This window comes from Thiocapsa roseopersicina (assembly GCF_900106925.1).
Taxonomy (GTDB): Bacteria; Pseudomonadota; Gammaproteobacteria; order Chromatiales; family Chromatiaceae; genus Thiocapsa; species Thiocapsa roseopersicina.
Genome location: NZ_FNNZ01000014.1, coordinates 41,110 through 64,617, shown reverse-complemented (window position 1 = coordinate 64,617; position 23,508 = coordinate 41,110). Strand labels below are relative to the sequence as shown.

Genomic DNA, 23,508 nt, shown 5'->3' with positions numbered 1-23,508 from the left:
GCCGCGCCGACACAATGGATACCGTCGGAACTGAGCTTGTTATCGAGGGGCTTTGGCTGATGGTCATCGGGATGACCATCGTCTATGCCTTTCTCGTGCTGCTGGTCGGGGTCCTCACCCTGATGTCGAAGGCGGTCGCCCGCTGGGCCCCCGAGGAGCCGCTCCCGGCGGCGACGGCCGGCGGTCATGCGCTTGCGCGCACGCAGGATGACAAGCGATTGATCGCGGTCATCGGCGCTGCGATCCAGGCGCATCGTCGACGCCACCGCCCTTGACGTGTCGATCGAGCCGAGTCCTGCCGCAATCACATCATTTCGCTCGCCTCCCGTATCGCGTCGACCCGTTGCCCGCCTGTCCGAGCGCGACGTGTCTCGCGGTCTTGCCGGCAACGAGCCGAGGCAGCGATCGGCGCACGCTCCGCTGACCGAGCATCACCCAAACCCGAGATCGAGTCCCGCATGAAGCAATCCAACCGACTTGCGATCACCGATGTTGTCCTGCGCGACGCACACCAGTCGCTGCTCGCGACCCGCCTGCGCATCGAGGACATGCTCCCCATCGCGCCGAAGCTCGACGAAGTCGGCTTCTGGTCGCTCGAGAGCTGGGGCGGGGCGACCTTCGACGCCTGCATCCGGTATCTCGGTGAAGACCCCTGGGAGCGCCTGCGCCTGCTCAAGGCCGCGATGCCCAAGACGCCGCAGCAGATGCTGCTGAGAGGGCAAAACCTGCTCGGCTACCGGCACTATGCCGACGACCTGGTCGAGGCATTCGTGGAGCGCGCGGCCCTCGGCGGGATCGATGTGTTTCGCATCTTCGATGCGATGAACGACGTGCGCAACCTCGACACCTCGGTCAAGGCCGTCCTGGCCACCGGTAAGCATGCACAAGGCACCATGTCCTACACGGTCAGTCCGGTGCACGATCTGGAATACTGGGTCGACATGGGTCGCCGACTCGAAGACATGGGCTGCCATTCGATTTGCATCAAGGACATGGCGGGTCTGCTCAAACCCTATGTCGCCGAGTCGCTGGTGACCCGTTTGAAGGAGAACTGCAGCGTTCCGATTGCCATGCAGAGCCATGCGACGACCGGAATGAGCACCGGCACCATCCTGAAGGCGGCCGAGGCTGGGATCGACATGGTCGATACCTCCATCTCCTCGATGAGCATGACCTATGGCCATTCGCCGACCGAGTCGGTGGTCGCCATCCTGGAAGACACGGATCGCTCGACCGGATTGAACCTCTTCCTGCTCGAAGAGATCGCGGCCTATTTCCGCGAGGTCCGTAAGAAATACGCCAAGTTCGAAGGGGCGCTCAAGGGTGTGGACTCGCGCATCCTGGTCGCTCAGGTTCCCGGCGGCATGCTCACCAACATGGAGAACCAGCTGCGCGAGCAGGGGGCCACCGACCGGCTCGACGAGGTGCTTGCCGAGATCCCGCGCGTGCGCGAGGACCTGGGCTTCCTGCCCTTGGTGACGCCGACATCCCAGATCGTCGGAAGCCAGGCCGTGCTCAACGTCCTGATGGGCGAGCGCTACAAGAGCATCACCAACGAGACCGCCGGCGTCCTCAAAGGCGAGTACGGTGTCACGCCGGCCCCGGTGAACCTCGAGCTCCAACAGCGCGTCTTGGCCGAAGGCGAGATGCCGATCACCTGCCGTCCGGCCGATAATCTCACGCCTGAGCTCGATGTGCTCACGGGGGAGCTTCAGCGCCTGGCCGAGGAGCGCTCCATCACGCTTGCCTCGGATGTCGTGGACGATGTCCTGACCTATGCTCTGTTTCCTCAGGTCGGGCTCAAGTTCCTTGAACATCGCGGGAATCCGAGTGCCTTCGAGCCACCGCCGTGGAAAGATCCCGTCAGCCCGGCCGTCGTCGAGACTGCGCCGGTTGCGGCCGCCGCCGTCGCCGAGCGCTATCGGGTGGAGGTCGACGGCCATAGCTACCATGTCATGGTCTCCCCGGAAGGCGCGGTCCAGCAGGTCGCCGGCGTGCCGAGCGTCGCTTTGCCGCCCCCCGTCGCCGGCCGGAGCGTGCCGGCCCCGCTCGCCGGGACCGTGGTGGCGGTCAAGGTCAAACCGGGGCAGGTCATCGCCTCCGGAGACCTGATCATGCTGCTCGAGGCGATGAAGATGGAGACCGAGGTCCGCTCCCCGGAAGGCGGCACCGTGCTTGTCGTGTCGGTCAAGGAAGGCGATAGCCTCCAAGTCGGCCAGACGCTACTGACCCTGGGCTGAGCGGTATGGAGGCCCTTCTCACCCTCTGGCAGTCCACCGGCATCGCCAACATCACCTGGCGCGAGCTGCTCATGCTCCTAGTCGGGATCGGTCTCATTTACCTGGCGATCGCCAAACGCTTCGAGCCGCTCCTGCTGCTGCCCATCGGCTTCGGTGCGATCCTCTCGAACATCCCGATCGCGGGCATGGCCGGACCGGAGGGGATGATCGGGATGATCTATCACGTCGGAGTCGAGACCGGCGTCTTCCCCCTGCTCATCTTCCTCGGCGTCGGCGCCTTGACCGATTTCAGCGCCCTGATCGCCAGGCCCTCGACACTGCTCCTCGGCGCGGCGGCGCAGTTCGGGATCTTTGCGACCCTAATTGGTGCGCTCGCTCTGAACCTGCTGCCCGGATTCAACTTCAGTCTGGCCGATGCCGCCGCCATCGGCATCATCGGCGGGGCGGACGGGCCGACAGCCATCTTTTTGGCTTCGCGCCTTGCGCCCGATCTCCTCGGCGCGATCGCGGTGGCTGCCTACTCCTACATGGCGCTGGTCCCGATCATTCAGCCGCCGATCATGCGTGCGCTGACGACCAAGGCAGAGCGCAGTGTCGTGATGGAGCAGCTGCGCCCCGTCTCGCGCTTGGAGCGGATCCTCTTTCCCTTCGCCGTGCTCTTTCTCTGCGCCTTGCTGTTGCCCTCGGCAGCCCCGCTGATCGGCATGCTCACCTTGGGCAATCTTCTGCGCGAAAGCGGCGTCGTGGAGCGCCTTAGTCGGGCGGCTCAGAACGAGATCATCAACGTCGTCACCATCCTCTTGGGTTTGGCGATCGGCTCCAAGCTCTCGGGCGAGCTCTTTCTCACGACGCAGACGCTGGGGATTCTGGTGCTAGGTGCCATTGCCTTCAGCATCGGGACTGCCGCGGGAGTCATCATGGGCAAGATCATGTGTCGTCTCAGCGGAGGGAAGGTGAACCCTTTGATCGGTGCGGCGGGCGTCTCGGCGGTCCCCATGGCTGCGCGGGTCGTGAACAAGGTCGGGCTGGAAGAAAACCACCACAATTTCCTGCTGATGCATGCCATGGGTCCGAATGTTGCCGGTGTGATCGGCTCGGCGGTCGCCGCCGGCGTCTTGCTCGCCCTCGTGGGTCCGTAGCGCTCGATCCGACAGCCGATCGCCTCGTATTTCCCTCGAGGGATTGACGGCCTCGACACCGCGGTCGTCCGACGACTTGCCCCGGCTGCCGGTCGTTCGTCTGCCGGGCCCAGGATCAGCGCAACCGCGGCCTGCCGGATCGCGCGGCACGGTTTAGGTTGACGCTGCGATCCTTTATGCGCTACTTTTGCGCGCTTATGTCGGGCGCACCTCTTGAACTGATCGACCCCTGGCGGGCATGTCGCCGTGACCTAGCCTTCAACGGCGATGTGTTGTTGAGCGAGATGCCGCGGCTTGCTGCCGCCATGGAAGGTCTGGACCGTGCTCGGCCGGAGGCCGGCTCGGCACTCGAAGGTTCCGCGATCGCCGACGTGGTGAGCTATGAGCTGCTGTTCGCTCGGGATCAAAAGGGTCGGTGCATTGTGACGGGGCGCGTGCGAGCGACCTTACGGTTGCGTTGCCAGCGCTGCCTCGACGAGGTCGGGGTTCCGGTTGATGCTCCGATTGCGTTGGCGCTGATTCGCCGGGAGGAAGACGCGCGCGACTTGCCCGAGGATCTCGACCCTTGGATAGTCGCCGATGAGCGGCTCAATCCCATGGATCTCGTCGAGGACGAGCTTCTGTTGGCGTTTCCTGCGATCCCGCGCCATCCTCTCGGGGACTGCGCGGCGGGGCCGATCGAGCCTGGCGAGGCGGCAGCATCGCCGGGAGACGAGGCAGCGGGGTCGGGTGCGAGACGCCGGCCCTTCGAGATTCTCGCGGCACTCAAGCGACCGCCGCAGACATGAGACCATAGCGTACATTGGCATGGCCCAAGGGGAGGTAACGGTCGAACCGTACGCGGAGCCTGGGTGCGGCACCCAACGCTATTGATGGACTTAAAAACAGATTGCGCTCCCGCTCAAGCGGCGGCCGCGCTTCATTCGGAGATCAAAGATGGCCGTTCAACAAAATCGAAAAACCCCGTCCAAGCGCGGCATGCGTCGCTCCCATGACGCCCTGAGCAAGCCGACCTTGTCGGTGGATCCCACTAGTGGCGAGACCCATCTTCGCCACCATGTGACGCCGGACGGTTTCTATCGCGGCCGTAAGGTTCTGGATCGCTCTGAGTGATCGCACGCGGTCGCCTTGGAGCTCTCAAGCCAGCGCACAGCCGCAGCTCGAACATACTCGGGATGGGATCTGTCTCGACAATCGCGCTTGACGCCATGGGCGGTGATCATGGCCCGGGTATCGTGGTGGCGGCCGCGCTGCGTTTTCTCGCAGCCTCCGAGCGCGTTGATCTAATCCTTGTCGGCGACGAGGCTAAGATCGCCGAGCACCTCGGAAACGCCGATCGAACCCGGCTGACGATTCGTCCGACGACTCAGGAGGTCGGGATGGACGAGTCGCCTTCCAAGGCGCTGAGGGGAAAAAAGGATTCCTCGATGCGTGTGGCCATCGACCTGGTGAAAAGCGGCGACGCCGACGCCTGCGTCAGCGCCGGCAACACCGGAGCCCTGATGGCGACCGCGCGTTTCGTCCTCAAGACACTGCCGAGTGTCGATCGCCCGGCGATCATCACCGCCGTACCCTCTCTGCACGGGCATACCCACATGCTCGACCTGGGTGCGAACGTGGATTGCACGGCCGAGCATCTCTTCCAGTTTGCCGTGATGGGCAGCGAGTTGGTGACGGCCGTCGAAGGCGTCGCTGCACCGCGCGTGGCGCTCCTGAACATCGGACAGGAAGAGATCAAGGGCAACGAGCAGGTCAAGCAGGCCAACGAGCTGCTGCTGCGCAGCGGCTTGAACTATGTCGGCTACATCGAGGGCGACGGGATCTTTCTCGACGATATCGACGTGGTCGTGGCGGACGGATTCGTCGGGAACGTGGCCCTCAAATGTAGTGAAGGGGTAGCCAAGTTCGTCCGGCATTCCTTGAGCACACAGTTCAAGCGGACCTGGTTCAGCCGGCTTGCCGGGCTTGCCGCGATGCCGATTCTCAAGCAGTTTCGTCGCACGATGGACCCGCGCCGCTACAACGGTGCCAGTCTTCTCGGCCTGCGCGGAATCGTGATCAAGAGCCACGGAGGTGCGGACGAGATGGCGTTCGAGAACGCGATCCACATCGCGCTGAAAGAGATTCACGCGAACATCCCCAAGCGGATCGGCGAGCAAGTCGGCCGACATCTCGACAGCGGACAATACAAGGCGATCGCCTGATGATTTACTCGCGCATCCTGGGGACCGGGAGCCACCTCCCGGCCCGGACGGTGACGAATGCCGATCTCGAGTCGATCGTCGACACCACGGCGACCTGGATCTTCGAGCGCACCGGTATCGAGAAGCGCCATTTGGTTTCCGAGGGCGAGACCTGTTGCGATCTCGCCGAAGCGGCTGCCCGCCGAGCGCTCGATGCATCCGGTCTCCAGCCGTCCGACATCGATCTGATCATTGTCGCCACGACCACGCCGGACCAATTCTTCCCGAGCACCGCCTGTCTTCTGCAGCAGCGTCTCGGCGTGCACGGCTGTCCGGCATTCGATCTTCAGGCGGTCTGCACGGGTTTTGTCTACGCCGTCGGGGTTGCCGATAAATTCATCCGAACCGGCGCGGCGAAACGGGCGCTGGTGGTCGGGGCCGAGACACTTTCGCGCATCCTCAACTGGGAGGACCGCGGGACCTGCGTGCTCTTCGGAGACGGCGCAGGGGCGGTGGTCTTGGAGGCGGCGGACGAGCCGGGCATCATTTCCACGCATCTGCATGCCGACGGTGCCTACAAGGATCTGCTTCAGGTCCCGGGCGGCCTCGGCAACGGGCACCCCGATGCCCGATTCATGGAAATGAAGGGCAACGAGGTCTTCCGGGTAGCGGTTACCACGCTCGGACGCATCGTCGACGAGACCCTCGATGCGGCCGGTCTGGCCAAGTCGGACATCGACTGGTTGATCCCGCACCAGGCGAATATCCGTATCATTCAGGCGACCGCGCGTAAGCTGGATCTGCCGATGGAGCGTGTCGTCGTGACGGTTTCGGAGCACGGCAACACCTCGGCCGCATCCATTCCGCTGGCCTTCGATCAAGCGGTGCGCGACGGGCGTATTCAGCGTGGCGAGCTCCTCCTGATGGAAGCCTTCGGAGGCGGTTTCACCTGGGGTTCCGTCTTGGTTCGTTACTGATTGCTTTGTTGCTGATTGGTTTGCTGCCGGGTCCCTGCCGATACGGATGACACACATGATTGCCGCTTTCTTTCCCGGTCAGGGCTCCCAGTCGATCGGGATGCTCGACGCACTCGCCGAGTCCTATCCGGAGGTCCGCAGGACCTTCGATGAAGCCTCGGACGCCTTGGGTTTCGACCTTTGGCGTTTGGTCCACGAGGGTCCGAAAGAAGATCTCGATCTCACCAGGAACACCCAACCCGTCATGCTGAGCGCCGGCATTGCGGTCTGGCGTGCGTGGCTTCAGGCCGGCGGGCCGCCCGCGAGCATGATGGCCGGTCATAGCCTTGGCGAGTATTCGGCCTTGGTGGCTGCCGGCGCGCTGAGCTTTGCCGACGGCGTGCGTTTGGCGGCCGAACGTGCGCGCTTCATGCAGGAAGCGGTTCCGGCCGGAGAGGGTGCGATGGCGGCCGTGCTGGGTCTGGGCGACGCCGAGGTCATTGCACTCTGCGCCGAGCAGGCGCAAGGCGCCGTGCTCGAGGCCGTCAATTTCAACTCGCCCGGTCAGGTGGTGATCGCAGGCGAGGCCGCCGCGGTGGACCGTGCGATCGGCGCGGCCAAGGGCGCCGGTGCGAAACGAGCCCTGACCCTGCCGGTCAGCGTTCCCTCGCATTGTGCCCTGATGCGCCCCGCGGCGGATCGCCTCGCCGAGCAGTTGGCCACGATCGAGATCCGAGTCCCGGAGGTCGCGGTACTGCACAACGCCAGCGTGCAGAGCGCCGCCGACAGTGCCGCGCTGCGCGATCAACTGGCCCAGCAGCTCTATCGCCCGGTGCGTTGGGTGGAGACGGTGCGTGCCGTTGCCGCCGAAGGTATTCGGATCGCGATCGAGTGCGGCCCGGGCAAGGTGCTGACCGGCCTGAACAAACGTATCGACGACAATCTGACGACACTGCCGGTCTTCGACCCGAAGTCACTCGAAGCGGCACTGGAGGCGATAGACAATGCTGAGAGATGAAATCGCGCTCGTCACGGGTGCCTCGAGGGGAATCGGTCGGGCCATCGCCATGGCCCTGGCCGAGCAGGGTGCCGCCGTTGCCGGTACCGCCACGACGGCTCCCGGCGCGCGCTCGATCGAGGAGGCGCTCAACGAGGCGGGTTACCGGGGTATCGGGATCGTGCTCGACGTGGCCGATCCGGCGTCGGTCGAGGCCGCCGTCGCGGAGATCACCGAGCGCCTCGGTGCGCCGGGGATTCTCGTGAACAACGCGGGAATTACACGCGACAACCTCCTGATGCGGATGAAGGACGAGGAGTGGGATTCGGTCATCGAGACCAATCTCAGCTCGCTCTACCGTGTCACCAAGGCATGTCTGCGTTCGATGACGAAGGCACGCAAAGGCCGAATCATCAACATCGCTTCCGTCGTCGGCGCCATGGGCAATGCCGGTCAGACCAACTATGCGGCTGCCAAGGCAGGCATGATGGGCTTCACCAAGGCGTTGGCGCGCGAGGTCGGATCACGCGCGATCACGGTCAACTGCGTGGCCCCGGGTTTCATCGATACCGACATGACTCGCGCCTTGCCCGATGCGCAGCGCCAGGCGTTGATCGGAAGCATCCCGCTGGGCAGGCTTGGACAGCCCGAGGAGATCGCCGGCGCCGTGGTCTTTTTGGCCTCGCCCGCGGCGGCCTACATCACCGGCGAGACCCTACACGTGAACGGCGGCATGCACATGGCATGAAAGTCGTTGTCGTCGATATGATTAAGGTCAGCTAAATCAGATCCTTGTGCTTTTTGTCGAGGGCTGATGCAGCTTTCATCGGCCGTCGATTGTCACTAGAATACCGCCTGGTCCAGCGAGGGCCACCTTTATTCATCCGGAGGAATCAGTCCCATGAGCAGCGTTGAAGATCGAGTCCGCAAAATCGTTGTCGAGCAACTTGGCGTCAAGGAAGAGGAAGTGACCTCGGAGGCGTCCTTCGTCGACGATCTGGGCGCGGACTCACTCGACACGGTTGAATTGGTCATGGCCCTCGAAGAAGAGTTCGAAACCGAGATTCCGGACGAGGACGCGGAGAAGATCACCACCGTCCAACAGGCCATCAACTACATCAATCAGCACCAAGCCTAGGCAGGTGTCCGGCACCCGGGTCGGGTGCTCCGAGGCTCGAAGGCCGTCGGCCGCAGCTGGATGCCGGTGCGGCGGCGAGCGTCGAATATCGCGTTTCGAACGAAAGGGGTAGGCAATGTCAGGCAGAAGGGTAGTGGTCACCGGTTTGGGCCTCGTGGCGCCGGTCGGTTTGGACGTCAAGTCCTCCTGGGACAACATCCTCGCCGGCAAAAGCGGGATCAAACCCATCACCCATTTCGATATCGAGCCGTTCAGCACTCGCTTCGGTGGCCCGATCTACGGCTTCGAAATCAGCGATTACATCTCTGAAAAAGAAGCCAAAAAGATGGATAAGTTCATCCATTACGGCATGGCTGCCGGCTGTCAGGCGATCGCCGACGCCGGGCTCGAGATCGATGACTCCAACCGTCGCCGCATCGGTGTGGCGATCGGGTCGGGGATCGGCGGGATTACGGGCATCGAGAACAACTACGAGGCCTATCGGACCAAGGGACCGCGTCGGATCTCGCCCTTCTTCGTGCCGGCCAACATCATCAACATGGTCGCCGGTAATCTCTCGATTAAGTTCGGACTCAAGGGGCCGAACTATTCCATCGTTTCCGCGTGCAGCACGGCGACCCATAACATCGGCGAGGCGGCGATCATGATCCGCCACGGCTACGTGGATGTCATGATCGCGGGCGGCGCCGAGATGGCGACCTCGCCGGTCGGACTCGGAGGCTTTGCCGCGGCCCGTGCGCTCTCCACCCGCAACGATGCGCCCGAGGCGGCCAGCCGGCCGTTCGATCGCGATCGCGACGGCTTCGTCCTCAGCGACGGTGCAGGCGTCGTGGTGCTCGAGGAGTACGAGCGCGCCAAGGCGCGCGGTGCCACCATCTATGCCGAGCTGGTCGGCGTCGGCATGAACTCCGATGCCTATCACATGACCGCGCCGTCGGAGAACGGCGAAGGTGCCTGCGACTGCATGCTGCTCGCCCTCGCGGATGCCGGTCTCGACAAGGAACAGGTGCACTACATCAACGCGCACGGAACCTCGACGCCGGCCGGCGACGTGGCCGAAACCATGGCCATCAAACGTGCGTTCGGCCAGCGCGCCTACGAGATCCCTGTGAGCTCGACCAAATCCATGACCGGGCATATGTTGGGCGCGGCCGGGGGTGCCGAGGCGATCTTCACGATCCTCGCTCTTCGCGATCAGACTGCACCGCCGACCATCAACTACGAGACGCCGGATCCGGACTGCGATCTCGACTATGTTCCCAATACCGCTCGAGAGATGCGCATCGATGTCGCATTGACCAACTCGTTCGGATTCGGCGGCACCAACGGCACCCTGGCCTTTCGTCGACTTTAGGGTTGCCTTCGGGGCCGGTCGACGTCGTTTGGTCGGCTCGTCGCCTTCGTCTCCGATTGCCGATCCGTCGGATGAAGAGGGCGTCGCGGGGGCAGTGATTCAGCGCGTCCTGGTGGATGGGCGCGAGCACGACCGGATCTCCGTCGGGGATCGCGGACTGCATTACGGCGACGGTCTATTCGAGACGATTCTGATCCGCGACGGCATGCCCTGTCTGTGGGACCGCCATATGGCGCGTCTCGCGCTCGGCGCCGATCGGCTGGGGCTTCCGAGGCCGTCTCCATCGATGTTGCGTGACGAGGCAGTCCGGATCGGCACCGAGCTCGATCACGGCCTTCTGAAGCTGATCCTCACCCGCGGCGTCGGCGGTCGCGGTTACCGCCCTCCCGCCACTCCGCACCCCCGGCGCATCCTGCTGTCCTATGCATCGTCCCCGAGTAGCGATCCATGGATAGACGGCGGTGTCGCAATTCGATTTTGCGAAACCCCCGCATCCGTGAATTCGCATCTGGCCGGGATCAAACATCTCAACCGCTTGGACGCGGTGCTTGCCCGGCGGGAATGGGATGACCCGGAGATCGCCGAGGGTCTGATGTGCGACGAGGCCGGTTCCTTCGTGGGCGGGACGATGACGAATCTGTTTGTCTGGGACGGTGTCGCGCTCGCCACACCCTCGGTGACGCGTAGCGGCCTTGCCGGAACGGTGCGTGCGGTCGCAATCGAGGCGGCCTCGCGGGCCGGGATCGCCTGTGTCGAGCGACCGGTCACGCGAAGGATGATCGAGGAGGCGGTCGGACTCTTCCTGACGAACGCGCGGATCGGCGTCTGGCCGGTTTCCCGTCTTGCGGATCGGCTGCTCGACCCCGAACGTCTGCCGCTTGATCTCTTGAGCGCCGTCCGTCGAACGGCGCATACACCTGAATGGTCGGATCCATGATCGCACGCGTCCTACTCGTTCTGGTGCTCGCAGCAGGTGCGATCGGCACCGGTCTCTGGCTCGACTACGGCGCCTTCATCAAGGCGCCGTTGCCGTTGGCCGAGGAGAGCAGGATCCTCGATATTCCTCGCGGGACCTCGCTGCGCGCCTTGGCGCGTCGGATGACCGACGAAGGCATTCTGCAACACCCCTATTACTTCATCGCCTTGGCCTACCGGCAAGGTGATCAGGCCCGGATCAAGGCCGGCGAGTTCGAGCTGACCGCCGGGATGACGCCGGTCGATGCCTTGGCGCGTATCACCTCCGGCCAGGTCGTGCAGCATCCCGTCACCCTGGTCGAGGGCTGGACCTTTCGGCAAGCCGTCGAGGCGATCGAGGCTCAGGATCGATTCAGCGGAGACCTGTCGAATCTGTCCGACGAGGACCTGATGGCCAAGCTCGGCCGTCCCGGGGAGCATCCGGAAGGGCGTCTTTTCCCGGACACCTACCGCTTCCCGCGCGACACTCCGCGCCTGTCGGTCCTGCAACGTGCCTTCGAGCGCATGGAGCAGGTCTTGGCCGAAGAGTGGGCGGAGCGCAGTGACGGGCTGCCGATCGGCAGCCCTTACGAGGCCCTGATCCTCGCCTCGATCGTCGAGAAGGAGACGGGCGCGGCTCACGAACGCCCGGAGATCGCGGGTGTCTTCGTGCGCCGACTGCGCAAGGGGATGCGCCTGCAAACCGATCCTACTGTCATCTACGGCATGGGCGATCGTTACGCGGGTCGAATCGGGCGCGCCGATCTACGCGAGGCTACCGCCTACAACACCTATGTCATCGACGGCCTGCCGCCGACACCCATCGCCTTGCCCGGGCGCGCAGCCATTCATGCGGTCCTCAACCCCGCCGACGGGGATAGCCTCTATTTCGTCTCGCGCGGCGACGGCACGCATGTCTTCTCGGACACGCTCGACGCGCACAATCGAGCGGTTCGCCGCTATATTCTGGGTGAGCCATGAGCCTGTCGACCGCGGTGAGTCCGAAACCGGAGCGAGGCTGCTTGATTACTCTCGAAGGTATCGAGGGTGCGGGGAAGTCCACGCACATCGCCCGGCTCTCGGCGCTCCTGTCCTCGCTGGGGATCGCGGTCGTGACGACGCGCGAGCCCGGAGGCTCGCCGATCGCCGAGCGGATCCGCGCCCTGCTGCTCGATTCGGCCAACACCGGGATGGACGAGATCGCCGAGCTGCTCCTCATGTTCGCGGCACGCGCCGAGCATCTGGCCAAGACGATCCGTCCAGCACTCGATTCCGGCGCCTGGGTGCTTTGCGATCGCTTTACCGACGCGACCTATGCCTATCAAGGGGGAGGGCGTGGGTTGAATCCGGAGCGCATCGCAGTGCTCGAGACACTGGTTCAGGGCGACTTGCGCCCGGATCTGACCCTCCTGTTCGATCTCGAGCCGGCGCTCGGGCTCGCGCGCGCACGCGGTCGCGGGGCCGCCGATCGATTCGAGTCGGAGACCCTGCACTTCTTCGATGCGGTGCGCGCGGTCTATCTCGAGCGGGCGCACGCGAGCCCGGCGCGCTATCGTCGGATCGATGCGGCTGCGCCCTTGAGCGTCGTCGGCGAGCAGGCGGGCCAAGCGTTGCGTGACCTCGTCGAGACCCGGCGGCGCGACGCCGGGATTGAGTCCGGCGCCGGGTCCGCACCGTGACCGGCCCGACACCGCTCGCATTCGATGCGCCTTTGCCCTGGCTTGCGGAGGATTGGGTGCGCTTGGATCAGGCGCGCCGAGACGGGCGACTCGCGCATGGCCTCTTGTTCAGCGGTCCACGCGGCATCGGCAAGCGCCATCTCGTCGAGCTGCTGGCCCGCTCGATGCTGTGCGGTGCGCCGACGGCGGACGGACTCGCCTGCGGACGCTGCGCGGATTGCGCCCTGATCGCCGCCGAGAGCCATCCCGATCTGTTGCGTGTCGGCCCGGATCCCGAGGCGAAATCCGAAGAGATCCCGGTGGCGGCAATCCGCGCGTTGGTGGAGCGGGGTGCACTGACCCCGAGCCGCGCCGCGTGGAAGGTCACCCTCGTGGATCCTGCGGATCATCTCAACGCGGCGGCGGCGAACGCCCTGCTCAAGACACTCGAGGAGCCGCCCGGTGCTGCGCTCATCGTCCTGGTGACGGAGCAGCCCGGACGCCTACCGGCGACCATCCGCAGCCGCTGCGGGCAGATCCGTATCCCGACGCCATCCACGGCGGATGCCCTGGCGTGGCTGTCCGGACGGATCCCGGAGGAGACCGCCGCATTGCGCCTCTGCCTGGCGCACGGTGGACCGCTGTGTGCTTTGGACGAGCTCGACGACGCGCGGCTCGAGCAGCGCCGCGAGCGCATCGCCGGGTTTCTCGCGATCGCGCGCGGCGAGCGCGACCCGCTCATAGAGGCGGCGGCTTGGAACGGCCTCGGGCCACGACTATGCTTGGATTGGTTGGCCGGATGGCTGGTCGATCTGGTGCGTCTGGCAGCAAGCGAGCATCCGGTCCGGCTCGATAATCCGGATCAACGCGAAGCCCTGCGCACGCTCGCTCGGCGTCTGGAGCCCGCTGCGCTGCATCGGCTTCTGCAACGCGTCCTGCGTGCCCGTGCTCTGGTGGAAACCAGGGCAAACCCCCAACTGGTGCTGGAATCCTTGTCGATCGAATGGCTCCGCGTCGGTGCGGGGCAAGCCCTCAGGAGATCTTGAACCATGGCGATACCGGGCGCGTCCACCGGGTCCCTCGCGGGACAGCAGCGTATCCTCAGCTTCGCGATAAAGGACAAGGGTGCGCTCTATGCTGCCTTCATGCCGTTCGTGAAAAACGGCGGGCTCTTCATCCCGACGACGAAACGCTACCAGCTCGGCGACGAGATCTTTCTGCTGCTGCAGTTGATGGAGGAGACCGACCGCATCCCGGTTGCGGGCAAGGTGGTCTGGGTAACGCCGCCGGGTGCCGAGGGCAGCCGTGCGATCGGGGTCGGCGTGCAGTTCAGCGACCAGGACAAGGGCATGGCACGCCGCAAGATCGAGGACTATCTCGTCGGCGCGCTCAACTCGGATCGCCCGACACACACCATGTAGGCCAAACCCTCTAGGAGAGTGAATGCTCGTCGATTCCCATTGTCACCTCGATCGCGTGGATCTTCGCCGCTACGAGGGCGACTTCTCCGGGCTCATGCAGGCGACCGCCGACGCGGGCGTCACGCACATGCTCTGCGTCTCGATCGATCTGGAGCACTATCCGGACATGCGACGCTTGGTCGATCCCTTCGCGCAGGTCGCCGTTTCGGTCGGTGTGCATCCGAACCAGGAGCACGGCGAGGAGCCGACCGTGGAGACCCTGGTGTCGCTGGCGGCGGATCCGCGAAACGTCGCGATCGGGGAGACCGGACTGGACTATTTCCATCGCGATCTCGATCCAGCTCGGCAGCGCGAGCGTTTCCGCGTCCACATTGCCGCGGCACGCGCCTGCGGCAAGCCGCTGATCATCCACACGCGCGATGCCCGCGAGGATACGATCGAGATCTTGCGGGAGGAGGGTGCCGATGCCGTCGGCGGGGTGCTGCACTGCTTCACCGAGAATTGGGAGATGGCGAAGGCCGGCATGGATCTGGGTTTTTATGTCTCGTTTTCCGGGATCGTCACCTTCAAAAACGCCGAGGAGCTGCGCGACGTCGCGCGCCGCGTCCCGCTCGATCGCCTGCTCATCGAAACCGATTCGCCCTACCTTGCACCCATGCCCCATCGCGGCAAACCCAACGAGCCCAAGATGGTCGCCCATGTCGCGAGCCGTATCGCCGAGCTGCGCGGGATGGATCCGGCGGAGATCGCCGCGGTCACGCGCGAGAATTACTTCCGACTGTTCTCCATCGCCTAAGGCATCCCTCTCAAGACTCGGATTTGCCGTTCGACGCCTTCTTCGTCTGCTCGGGCTTCGTCTGCTCGGGGCGTTTCTCGCCGCAGGGCAGATAACCGGACGTCGGTTCGGGGGCGTGTTTGAGCGCCTCCCGAACGGTGTCGCACACCGTCTTGAGCACCTTGATCCGAGCGTAGGGTTTGTCGTTGCCCTCCACCAGTGTCCAAGCCGCATGTTTGGTGCTGGTGCGCACCACCATCTCGTTGATCGCGTCCTTGTATTGCGGCCATTTCTCGCGGTTGCGCCAGTCGTCGTCGGTGATCTTGTATTGCTTGTACGGGACACTCTCGCGATCCTTGAAGCGCCGCAACTGCTCGTCTTGACTGATGTGGATCCAGAATTTGAGCAGGATGACGCCGCTGTCCACCAACTGCTCCTCAAAGCGATTGATCTCCGAGTAGGCGCGGCGCCATTCGGCATCGCCGGCAAAACCCTCCACCCGCTCGACCAGGACACGTCCGTACCAGGATCGATCGTAGAGTGTAATGTAGCCCGCCCGCGGGATGTGACGCCAGAAACGCCATAGATAGTGGTGTGACTTCTCCTCGTCGGTCGGCGCGGCGACCGGGATGGCGCGATAGAGGCGTGCATCGACGGCGGTCGTGATCCGACGGATCGCGCCGCCCTTGCCGCCGGCATCCACACCCTCGAACACCAGGACGGTCGATCGCTTCTGGTTGTAGGCACTCCAGGCCAGCTCGTTGATCTCGGTCTGCAGGCGCTTCATCTCCGCCTTGTAGGTGTCCTTGTCCAAGGCAAGCGAGAGGTCCAGTTGATCCAGGAGCGTGATCTGGGCATTCGCGCCGCTCGGCAGCTCCGGACTGCCGCCGCTGGTCTTTGGCTCGTCCGGCGGGGTCTCGCGCAGACGCGAACGGATGGCGTGCAGCAGGGTCTTTCCGACGGTGAGATCGCGGTAGCGCCTGTCCTCGGCCTCCACCAGATACCAGGGGCAGTCACCGCGATCGGTGTGGCGGATGACCCGCTCTGCAACCTGCTCGAACGCGGCGTACTGCTCGGAGAATTTGCTCTTGTCGGGGAGCATCTTCCAGCGACTCTTGTCGTCGCGGGAGAGCTCCTTTAGACGTGCCTTCTGGTCCTCTTCGGACATGTGGAACCAGAACTTCAGGATGAGTGCGCCGTCTTGGATGAGCATGTGCTCGAAGTCGACGATGCGGTTGAGCTCCCCGTCGAGCTCCGCGTCGCTGCAATGCCCCTGGAAGCGATGCTCGATCGGGGTCTGATACCAGCCACCGAAGAGGATCGAGATCTCCCCGCGGGGCGGCATGGAGCGCCAAAAGCGCCAGTAGCGCGGACGTGCGCGCTCCTCGTCGGTCTCGTCCCAGAAGGCGAAGGTTTGAACGCCGCGCGTATCCAACCATTCGTTGAGTCGGTTCACCACCTCGCCCTTGCCTGCCGCCTCGACGCCCGAGATGAGAACGACGACCGGGATATCGGAGTCCTTCAGGTCGCGTTGAGCCAAGAGCAGCTGGGTGCGCAAGTCCTCCTGTTGCTCTTTGAAGTCGTCCTTGCTGACCGAACGCCCCACCTTTGTCGATTCGAACATGCGTCATATCCTCGTGATGCGGGATTCGCTTCCGGTCCCGGGTACTCCAGGCGTGAAAACGGCCGACTTCAGGGCTATGGTCTTCGCATGGGGGCGATCGAGCAAGCATTCTAAAGCGCGTCCGGCAGGGTAAAGACTCCATTCGAGTTGGCGCAGCCTTGTGCTGCTCTACAGACATCGCGGGAGACGCCCTTTAGGTCTTTTAATGTGAAGACTTACGGACTGTTACGAAATCGTCAGATTTTCCGGAGGGCATCGACGTATGCTACGCGGCCGTTGGGGTGTTAGAGTTCGGGCTGATCACGGTGACGGATGGAGCGATCGGCACGAGCCTTTCCATGATCGACTGGACCTTTACCCCTGCCTCCCTTTGGACCCTGATCGGTGTCCTGCTGATCTTGTCCGAGCTCGCGCTCCCCGGCGTGATTGCCGTCTTCTTCGGTATCGCCGCGCTGCTGATCGGACTGCTGCTCTTTATCGATGTCCCGATCGATCCGCCCGCCCAGATCCTGCTGTTCGGTGTGCTGGGTGCCGGGCTTTTGTTGCTCGCACGTCATCGCCTCAAGCCCTGGTTCCGGGGGCAGGTCGAGACTGGTGGGGGCGGCAGCGAAGTGCTGCCCGAGGGTACGCGGGCACGGGCACAGACCGATTTCCTGCAGGGTGCGGGTGTGGTGACCCTGAACGGTGTGCGCTGGAATGCCGAGTCACCGGATCCCATCCATGCGGGCGATCCGGTCTGGCTCACCGGCCGGCGAGGACTTGTCCTGATCGTCAGCTCAAAGCCTCCGAGCACGCGCAAATCTTGAGTCCAGGCAGGAGGCGTGTCGGTACGGAGAGAGCGATCTTGCTGTCTCGTCGAACCCGCGTCGACCGACGGTTCGCAGTATCCGCGAGCGCGGCTTCCGGCAGGGGGTTAGGCGATTTGCGAGAATTGGCATCCTTTACGCCGTAAGTCTTGAGCACGCCGACGCAGAATTTGTCGTTGTCGTTGTCGTCCGGAATCCGATTACGACAACGACAACGACAACGACAACGACAACGATCGGATTCGGTGCTCAACTTATATCTGACACGTTACTTAGGGGAGAAACGGCACGATGGATGACATGTACCTCAGCATCAGCACCCTGATTTCGCTCGTCGCGGTGGCGGTGATCGTGATCGCGTTGGCCAAGACGGCGCAGATCGTTCCCCAGCGATCGGCCTATATCATCGAGCGGTTGGGGCGCTATTCGCGCACCCTGGATGCCGGATTCCACATCCTGATCCCTTTCGTGGATCGGGTCGCCTACCGGCATACCCTGAAGGAGGAGGCGCTCGATGTCCCCAAGCAGCAGTGCATCACCAAGGACAACATCGCCGTGAGCGTGGACGGCGTCCTCTACCTTCAGGTAATCGATCCCCAGTCAGCGAGCTACGGCATCACGGACTATCGATTCGCATCCATGAGTCTGGCGCAGACGACGCTTCGCTCCATCATCGGTCAGATCGAGCTGGACCGGACCTTCGAGGAGCGCAGCAGGCTGAACGAAGAGGTTGTGAGCGCACTCGACGATGCCGCGCAACCCTGGGGTGTGAAGGTCATGCGCTACGAGATCGCGGACATCGTGATGCCGGGCACCATCACGGACGCACTCGAGCAGCAGATGCGTGCCGAGCGCGAGCGCCGCGCGGTGGTGGCGCGCTCGGAGGGCGAGCGCCAAGAGAAGATCAATATCTCCGAGGGCCAGAAGATCCAGGTCATCAATCTCTCGGAAGCCGAGAAGGAAAAGCAAATCAACGAGGCCGAGGGCAAGGCGCGCGAGATTCAGATGCTCGCCGAGGCGACCGCGATCGGAATCGAACGGATCGCTGCGGCTATCCAGAAGCCCGGCGGGAAGGATGCCGTGAGTCTGCGCATTGCCGAGCAGTACGTGCGCGAGTTCGGACGCATCGCTCAGTCCGGGACCACGCTGATCTTGCCCGCTGAGCTTAGCAATATCGGTGCGGCAGTGGCGGGATTGGCCAAGACACTACAGGCGGTGAATACGACCGAGGCGAGTCGGCCCTGAAGACGGGATCGATGGTGATAGGGGTTGGCCGGGGTGAGCCGAGCCAACCCCTGAATCGGCGCCGTAGAAGGCGCGCCTCCGGCTCTTGACTTCGGTTTCCGGTCGATCCCGGGGGCAAAGTCAATAGGCGTTTTCGGTGTTGAAGAGTGCGAAAGGCGTTCTGAGCATGATGTAGAGGTCGAACAGGATCGACCAGTTCTCGATGTAGTAGATATCGTACTCGACTCGCTTGTGAATTTTTTCGGGCGTGTCGACCTCGCCCCGCCAGCCGTTGACCTGCGCCCATCCGGTGATGCCCGGTTTGACCTTGTGGCGGGCGAAATAGCCGTCTACAACCTGTTCCCAGAGACGTTCGTTGGTATGTGCGTTCACCGCATGAGGGCGCGGACCGACAAGCGACAGCTCGCCGCTCAAGACGTTGAAAAGCTGCGGGAGCTCGTCGATTGATGCCTTGCGGATGAAGCGCCCGACCCGGGTGATCCGTGAATCGCCCTTGGTGACGACGCGCTTGGCGAGCGGATCGGACAGGTGGTGATACATCGACCGGAATTTGAAGACCTCGATGACCTCGTTGTTGAACCCATAGCGTTTCTGCCGGAAGAGTATGGGCCCCGGACTGTCCAGCCGGATCGCGAGCGCCGTCGCAAGCATGACGGGGGACAAGAGGAGCAAAGCGGCACTGGCGACCAGCAGGTCCAGGGTCCGCTTGACGATCGCATCCCAGTCCGCGACCGGCTTGTCCACTACGTCGACAAAGGGCACGCCCCCGATGAACGAGGAGGCGCGATCGCGAAAATCCAGACTGGCGGTGTGTGCCGAAAGCCGGATATCGACCGGCAGTACCCAGAGCTGTTTAAGAAACTCAAGCAGACGCCGCTCCGCATTGATCGGGATCGTCACGATCAGCATGTCGACGTGGGCGATGCGTGCAAACTCGACCAAATCGGCGACGCTGCCGAGTTTCGGGTATCCCGCGACGATGGCCGGCGATCGGTCGTTCTTGCGGTCGTCGAAGATCCCGCAGATGCGAATTGCGTAGCTCGGTTGCTTTTGGATATCCCGAATGAGATCGGCGGCCGCCTCGCCTCCGCCCACGATGACCGCGCGGTGCTCCAAACGGCCGGCCCTGGTCCAGTGACGCAGCAGAAAGGCGAGTCCGATGCGCATACCGAGCAGCGCGAAGAGCGTCACGGTAAACCAGACCCCGAGCCAATCCGATGGGAGTGCGGGTGTGTAATCGAGCAGGAGCGGGGCCGCGAAGAAGGCTCCGAAAATCAGGGAGAGGGCGATCATGATACGCGTCAGCTGCGGCAGCAGCGTACGCATGACGGAGACTTGATAACAGTCCGCCGCCTGAAACACCAGCGTGACCAAAACGACGCCTGCGAGGATCGCCAAAACCGCAACGGGATGCACGGCGACTGCGCCGGCCGACGACACCAACGTCAGTGCGCCGAGCGATGCAACGATCACGGCATCGACAACACGGACGACTCCGGTCAAGACGGATGCGGCGATCGTAGATGTTCTGAGACTCTCTGCAACCGCCAGAGCTTGATCGGAAAGTTTTCGGGTCGTCTGGCGTGGGTCGTCGTCTCTGGGAACCCCTTGCTCTCTTGCGTTCGGATCGACCACAGTCACGCTCTTCAGCAACCTCGCGGAGAGTTCTTCCGGAAACATGATCGACCTCGGATCGGGCGATTATCGACTTGATCGAACGGATAAGGCTCTGAAGGCAAATTTTGCGCCAAACTGGGAATCGAGACGCTGCAATTGAACGCATCGAGTGTATATGCTGTTTCTTGACGCTACGCAGCGGCTTTGTGACGTGATGCCTCGCCGCAAGGTCGTTGAGGTCGCGCGTGAAGTGCTGCGCCGATGACTGTGACAGCTCGATACGGCATCGGATACCGTCAAAAAACGTCGGAATGTTCCGGAACGGCGTCATCCCTTGATCGGAGCGCGACTCCGCCCATGGCATGCCTCTGCCGGCGGGCGCCCGTCAACCGCGCAACGCTTCGACGAGACGTCTTGCTTGCGACTCGACAGCGTCGAAATCGCCCGATACGAGCACCGGATCGCCCCGCCGTGCCGTGCGTTCCAACGCTTCGATCGCTTCGTCCAACGCCGGGACGCCGCAATATCGGGTTGCCCCGCGCACCTGATGCGCGTGCTCGGCCAGTGCGCTCCAGTCGCCCTCCTCAATGCAGGCCCGAAGCTCCTCGATCTCGGCGGGCAACCCCGCCAGCAAGACGTCGAGCAACTCGCGAGCGAGATCGGCGTCTCCACCCGCGCTCGCGAGTGTGGCGCCGTCGTCTCGAGCCGGCAAGCCGTCAAGCTTTGAGCGTTGATCGATCATGCGTATCGCCGTCCGGAAAAGGTCGCCACGAATCCGACACTCTAAAGGTAATCGGCCCGCAACGTCCAGACAGAGACGGCCGAGTGGCGTTGCCGCTTGGTCGATGTTCGATGCTGGTGCAGAATGAATATAGCCAACCTCGTCCCGCGGCGCGATGCCGATGTGAGCAGAGAAGATGTCCTATCCAACGATCGAAGATTTCGTCGGCCGTACGCCGCTCGTCAGACTACAGCGCCTTCCCGGCGACAGCGACAACCTCGTTCTAGCGAAGCTCGAGGGCAACAATCCCGCTGGATCGGTCAAGGACCGACCGGCCGTGAACATGATCCGTCGTGCCGAGGAGCGCGGGACGATCAAACCCGGCGACACGCTCATCGAGGCGACCAGCGGCAACACGGGCATCGCGCTCGCCATGGCGGCGGCGATCAAGGGCTATCGGATGGTACTGATCATGCCCGAGCACATGAGCGCCGAGCGGCGTGGCGTCATGCGCAGCTTCGGCGCCGAGATCATCCTGACGCCCAAGGCCGGGAGCATGGAGGCGGCAATCGATCTGGCCAACGCGATGGAGGCGCGCGGGGAGGGGATACGGCTCGATCAGTTCTCGAATCCGGACAATCCGGCCGCTCACTACGAGTCGACAGGTCCGGAGATCTGGCGCGATACCGACGGGCAGGTCACGCATTTTGTCAGCGCAATGGGTACGACCGGGACCATCATGGGGACGGGGCGTTATCTTAAGGAGCAGAATCCGGCGATCCGGATCGTCGGTGTCCAACCCGAGGAAGGTTCCAGCATTCCGGGGATTCGCAGGTGGCCCGAGGCCTATCTGCCGAAAATTTTCGATCCTGCCGGCGTGGATCGCATCATCGATGTCACTCAAGATCTCGCAGAGCAGACCGCCCGCGAGTTGGCCGCAAGGGAAGGGATCTTCGCGGGGGTTTCGTCCGGCGGTTGTATCGCCGCCGCCTTGAGACTCTCCCGGGAGGTGCATGACGCGGTCATCGTGGCGATCGTCTGTGACCGCGGCGATCGTTATCTGTCGACCGGGGTCTTTCCTGCCTAGAACGGACCCCGGGTTTTCGGTTTACAGCTTGAGTGTCGAGGACGGAAGCCGTGTCGAGAAAACGCAAACCACTTCCGCAGGAGCCTGTCGAGGCCGAGATCGAGGGCCTCACGCACGAGGGTCGCGGATTGGCGCACTTCGACGGCAAGGCGGTCTTTATCGACGGTGCACTGGCGGGTGAGCGGGTGCGTTTCCGGTATACGCGCATCCAGCGTCGCTTCGACGAAGGTGTCGTCGTCGAGGTGTTGAGGCCGTCGCCGGAGCGCGTGGTGCCCAAATGCAGCCACTTCGGTGTCTGCGGGGGTTGCAGCCTGCAGCATATGGAGGCGGGTGCCCAGATTCGCGCCAAGCGGGACAGCCTTGCGGATGTGCTCTCGCGCATCGGGAAGGTGACCCCGCAGACCTGGCTTGCGCCCTTGACGGCGGGCGCTTGGGGGTACCGCCGCAAGGCGCGGCTCGGTGTGCGCTATGTGGCGAAGAAAGGCCGAACACTGGTGGGTTTTCGCGAGCGGGGCAATGCCTTCATCACCGACATCGGCCGCTGCGAGGTGCTCCACCCGAGTGTCGGGGCGCATCTGCAGGCGATCGGTGCCGCGGTGGATGCCCTGAGCATCCGCGAGCAGGTGCCCCAGATCGAGGTGGCGATGGGCGACACACCGCCGGTCTTGGTGTTCCGCGCCTTGACTCCGCCGAGTGCTGCCGACTTGGGCGTGCTCGAGGCGCTCGGCGAGAGCGAGGGTTTCCACATCTATCTTCAGGAGGCCGGACCTGAGAGCATCCGGCCGCTGCCCGGTCAGGGGATCACCCTGCATTACGAGCTGCCGCGCTACGATCTTCGGATCGAGTTCGAGCCGACCGACTTCACCCAAGTCAACCTGGAGCTGAATCGATCGATGCTCGACCAGGCGCTCGCACTCCTGGATGTCCAGGCCGATGAACGGGTTTTGGACCTCTTCTGCGGCGTGGGTAACTTCACCTTGCCGCTCGCCCGTCAGGCCGAGGCGGTTGTCGGGGTGGAAGGCGATGCCGGATTGGTGGCGCGCGCGCAGGCGAACGCAGAGTTGAACAAGATCGGGAACGCACGTTTCTATACGGCTGATCTATATGGCGCGCTCGATCAGGAGCCCTGGTCGCGCGAGGGCTTCACCAAGGCTCTGCTGGACCCGCCCCGCAGCGGCGCGCTCGCCGTGCTCGACTGGCTGCCGCGGCTCGGGGTGGAGAGGGTGCTCTATGTGTCCTGCTATCCGACGACCCTTGCGCGCGACGCCGATCGTCTCGTGAATGCGCTTGGTTATCGGCTTGTTTCGGCGGGGGTCATGGATATGTTTCCGCAGACGGCCCATGTCGAGTCGATGGCCTTGTTCGAGCGTTGCTGAATCGCGTCTTCGGCGCGGCGTTCGGGGCTGTTGGCCTGTGCGAATGTGCGGCTGACCATGGTTCTTCGGAGCTGACGCGATTCAGGAATTTTGAGGAGGGTCAATGGGGTCATCCCCCGCCGGTAGGGTGGACAAGCGAGAGCGAAGTCCACCGAACCTCGCGCCGGTGCTGGTGGACTGCGCTGCGCTTGTCCACCCTACGCACGCTTGTCCGTAT

Annotated in this window: 24 protein-coding genes; 21 read left to right on the top strand and 3 right to left on the bottom strand. The window is 63.7% G+C overall.

The features are described 5' to 3' along the window. The first annotated feature begins 14 nt into the window (after positions 1-14). The 17 genes from BLV04_RS15095 (at position 15) to BLV04_RS15015 (ending at position 14,836) form a co-directional block, all read left to right on the top strand. Complete coding sequence (locus BLV04_RS15095) at positions 15-275, top strand: OadG family protein (protein WP_093033814.1); 261 nt, start codon at positions 15-17, stop codon at positions 273-275. A 183-nt stretch (positions 276-458) separates the two neighbouring features. Then, positions 459-2,240 carry a sodium-extruding oxaloacetate decarboxylase subunit alpha gene (oadA, locus tag BLV04_RS15090; protein ID WP_093033811.1) on the top strand — a complete coding sequence of 594 codons (1,782 nt, stop codon included), beginning with the start codon at positions 459-461 and terminating at the stop codon, positions 2,238-2,240. Positions 2,241-2,245: 5 nt separating this feature from the next. After that, a complete protein-coding gene (locus BLV04_RS15085) occupies positions 2,246-3,379 on the top strand; it encodes a sodium ion-translocating decarboxylase subunit beta (RefSeq protein ID WP_093033808.1) in 1,134 nt (377 codons plus the stop codon). 176 nt (positions 3,380-3,555) lie between these two features. Further along, positions 3,556-4,167, top strand: coding sequence for a YceD family protein (locus BLV04_RS15080; RefSeq protein WP_093033805.1), 612 nt, complete (start codon positions 3,556-3,558; stop codon positions 4,165-4,167). A 148-nt stretch (positions 4,168-4,315) separates the two neighbouring features. Beyond that, positions 4,316-4,492, top strand: a complete 177-nt coding sequence (gene rpmF / locus BLV04_RS15075) for a 50S ribosomal protein L32 (protein ID WP_007194663.1) — start codon at positions 4,316-4,318, stop codon at positions 4,490-4,492. Positions 4,493-4,554: 62 nt separating this feature from the next. Continuing rightward, positions 4,555-5,583: a phosphate acyltransferase PlsX gene (gene plsX, locus BLV04_RS15070; RefSeq protein ID WP_093033802.1), complete on the top strand. Its 1,029-nt coding sequence runs from the start codon at positions 4,555-4,557 to the stop codon at positions 5,581-5,583. Then, on the top strand, positions 5,583-6,539 hold the full coding sequence (locus BLV04_RS15065) for a beta-ketoacyl-ACP synthase III (RefSeq protein WP_093033799.1): 957 nt from the start codon (positions 5,583-5,585) through the stop codon (positions 6,537-6,539). The genes plsX and BLV04_RS15065 overlap by 1 nt, the downstream gene beginning before the upstream one ends. 46 nt (positions 6,540-6,585) lie before the next feature. Continuing rightward, positions 6,586-7,536 (top strand): ACP S-malonyltransferase, encoded by a 951-nt coding sequence (fabD, locus tag BLV04_RS15060; RefSeq protein WP_093033796.1) that lies wholly within the window; start codon positions 6,586-6,588, stop codon positions 7,534-7,536. Next, positions 7,523-8,263, top strand: coding sequence for a 3-oxoacyl-ACP reductase FabG (fabG, locus tag BLV04_RS15055; protein ID WP_093033793.1), 741 nt, complete (start codon positions 7,523-7,525; stop codon positions 8,261-8,263). Before fabD ends, fabG begins: the two co-directional genes overlap by 14 nt. Positions 8,264-8,416: 153 nt before the next feature. After that, on the top strand, positions 8,417-8,653 hold the full coding sequence (gene acpP / locus BLV04_RS15050) for an acyl carrier protein (RefSeq protein ID WP_007194668.1): 237 nt from the start codon (positions 8,417-8,419) through the stop codon (positions 8,651-8,653). 115 nt (positions 8,654-8,768) lie between these two features. Further along, on the top strand, positions 8,769-10,007 hold the full coding sequence (fabF, locus tag BLV04_RS15045) for a beta-ketoacyl-ACP synthase II (protein WP_093033790.1): 1,239 nt from the start codon (positions 8,769-8,771) through the stop codon (positions 10,005-10,007). Between the two features lie 94 nt (positions 10,008-10,101). After that, positions 10,102-10,944 (top strand): aminodeoxychorismate lyase, encoded by an 843-nt coding sequence (gene pabC / locus BLV04_RS15040; protein ID WP_245731907.1) that lies wholly within the window; start codon positions 10,102-10,104, stop codon positions 10,942-10,944. After that, positions 10,941-11,942: an endolytic transglycosylase MltG gene (mltG, locus tag BLV04_RS15035; RefSeq protein WP_093033787.1), complete on the top strand. Its 1,002-nt coding sequence runs from the start codon at positions 10,941-10,943 to the stop codon at positions 11,940-11,942. The genes pabC and mltG overlap by 4 nt, the downstream gene beginning before the upstream one ends. After that, positions 11,939-12,640 (top strand): dTMP kinase, encoded by a 702-nt coding sequence (gene tmk / locus BLV04_RS15030; protein WP_093033784.1) that lies wholly within the window; start codon positions 11,939-11,941, stop codon positions 12,638-12,640. Before mltG ends, tmk begins: the two co-directional genes overlap by 4 nt. After that, positions 12,637-13,665: a DNA polymerase III subunit delta' gene (gene holB / locus BLV04_RS15025; RefSeq protein WP_093033782.1), complete on the top strand. Its 1,029-nt coding sequence runs from the start codon at positions 12,637-12,639 to the stop codon at positions 13,663-13,665. Before tmk ends, holB begins: the two co-directional genes overlap by 4 nt. Positions 13,666-13,668: 3 nt before the next feature. Beyond that, on the top strand, positions 13,669-14,040 hold the full coding sequence (locus BLV04_RS15020; RefSeq protein ID WP_093033780.1) for a PilZ domain-containing protein: 372 nt from the start codon (positions 13,669-13,671) through the stop codon (positions 14,038-14,040). Between the two features lie 22 nt (positions 14,041-14,062). Further along, positions 14,063-14,836: a TatD family hydrolase gene (locus BLV04_RS15015; protein WP_093033778.1), complete on the top strand. Its 774-nt coding sequence runs from the start codon at positions 14,063-14,065 to the stop codon at positions 14,834-14,836. 10 nt (positions 14,837-14,846) lie between these two features. On the opposite strand, the gene pap is transcribed toward BLV04_RS15015, so the two are convergent. After that, on the bottom strand, positions 14,847-16,439 hold the full coding sequence (gene pap / locus BLV04_RS15010) for a polyphosphate:AMP phosphotransferase (RefSeq protein ID WP_093033776.1): 1,593 nt from the start codon (positions 16,437-16,439) through the stop codon (positions 14,847-14,849). Between the two features lie 338 nt (positions 16,440-16,777). Here pap and BLV04_RS15005 point away from each other — a divergent pair, with 338 nt between their 5' ends. Both BLV04_RS15005 and BLV04_RS15000 read left to right on the top strand, forming a co-directional pair. Continuing rightward, positions 16,778-17,245 carry an NfeD family protein gene (locus BLV04_RS15005; protein WP_093033773.1) on the top strand — a complete coding sequence of 156 codons (468 nt, stop codon included), beginning with the start codon at positions 16,778-16,780 and terminating at the stop codon, positions 17,243-17,245. A 291-nt stretch (positions 17,246-17,536) separates the two neighbouring features. Next, on the top strand, positions 17,537-18,490 hold the full coding sequence (locus BLV04_RS15000; protein ID WP_093033770.1) for an SPFH domain-containing protein: 954 nt from the start codon (positions 17,537-17,539) through the stop codon (positions 18,488-18,490). 120 nt (positions 18,491-18,610) lie between these two features. Here the strand turns inward: BLV04_RS15000 and BLV04_RS14995 are convergent, their stop codons facing one another. Beyond that, a complete protein-coding gene (locus tag BLV04_RS14995) occupies positions 18,611-19,993 on the bottom strand; it encodes an undecaprenyl-phosphate glucose phosphotransferase (RefSeq protein WP_245731906.1) in 1,383 nt (460 codons plus the stop codon). A 499-nt stretch (positions 19,994-20,492) separates the two neighbouring features. After that, complete coding sequence (locus tag BLV04_RS14990; protein WP_093033764.1) at positions 20,493-20,849, bottom strand: Hpt domain-containing protein; 357 nt, start codon at positions 20,847-20,849, stop codon at positions 20,493-20,495. A gap of 175 nt (positions 20,850-21,024) precedes the next feature. Here BLV04_RS14990 and cysM point away from each other — a divergent pair, with 175 nt between their 5' ends. Further along, entirely contained in the window at positions 21,025-21,915 is an 891-nt protein-coding gene (cysM, locus tag BLV04_RS14985) for a cysteine synthase CysM (RefSeq protein ID WP_093033761.1), read from the top strand. Positions 21,916-21,965: 50 nt separating this feature from the next. Next, positions 21,966-23,291 carry a 23S rRNA (uracil(1939)-C(5))-methyltransferase RlmD gene (gene rlmD, locus BLV04_RS14980; RefSeq protein WP_093033758.1) on the top strand — a complete coding sequence of 442 codons (1,326 nt, stop codon included), beginning with the start codon at positions 21,966-21,968 and terminating at the stop codon, positions 23,289-23,291. Positions 23,292-23,508 lie beyond the last annotated feature (217 nt).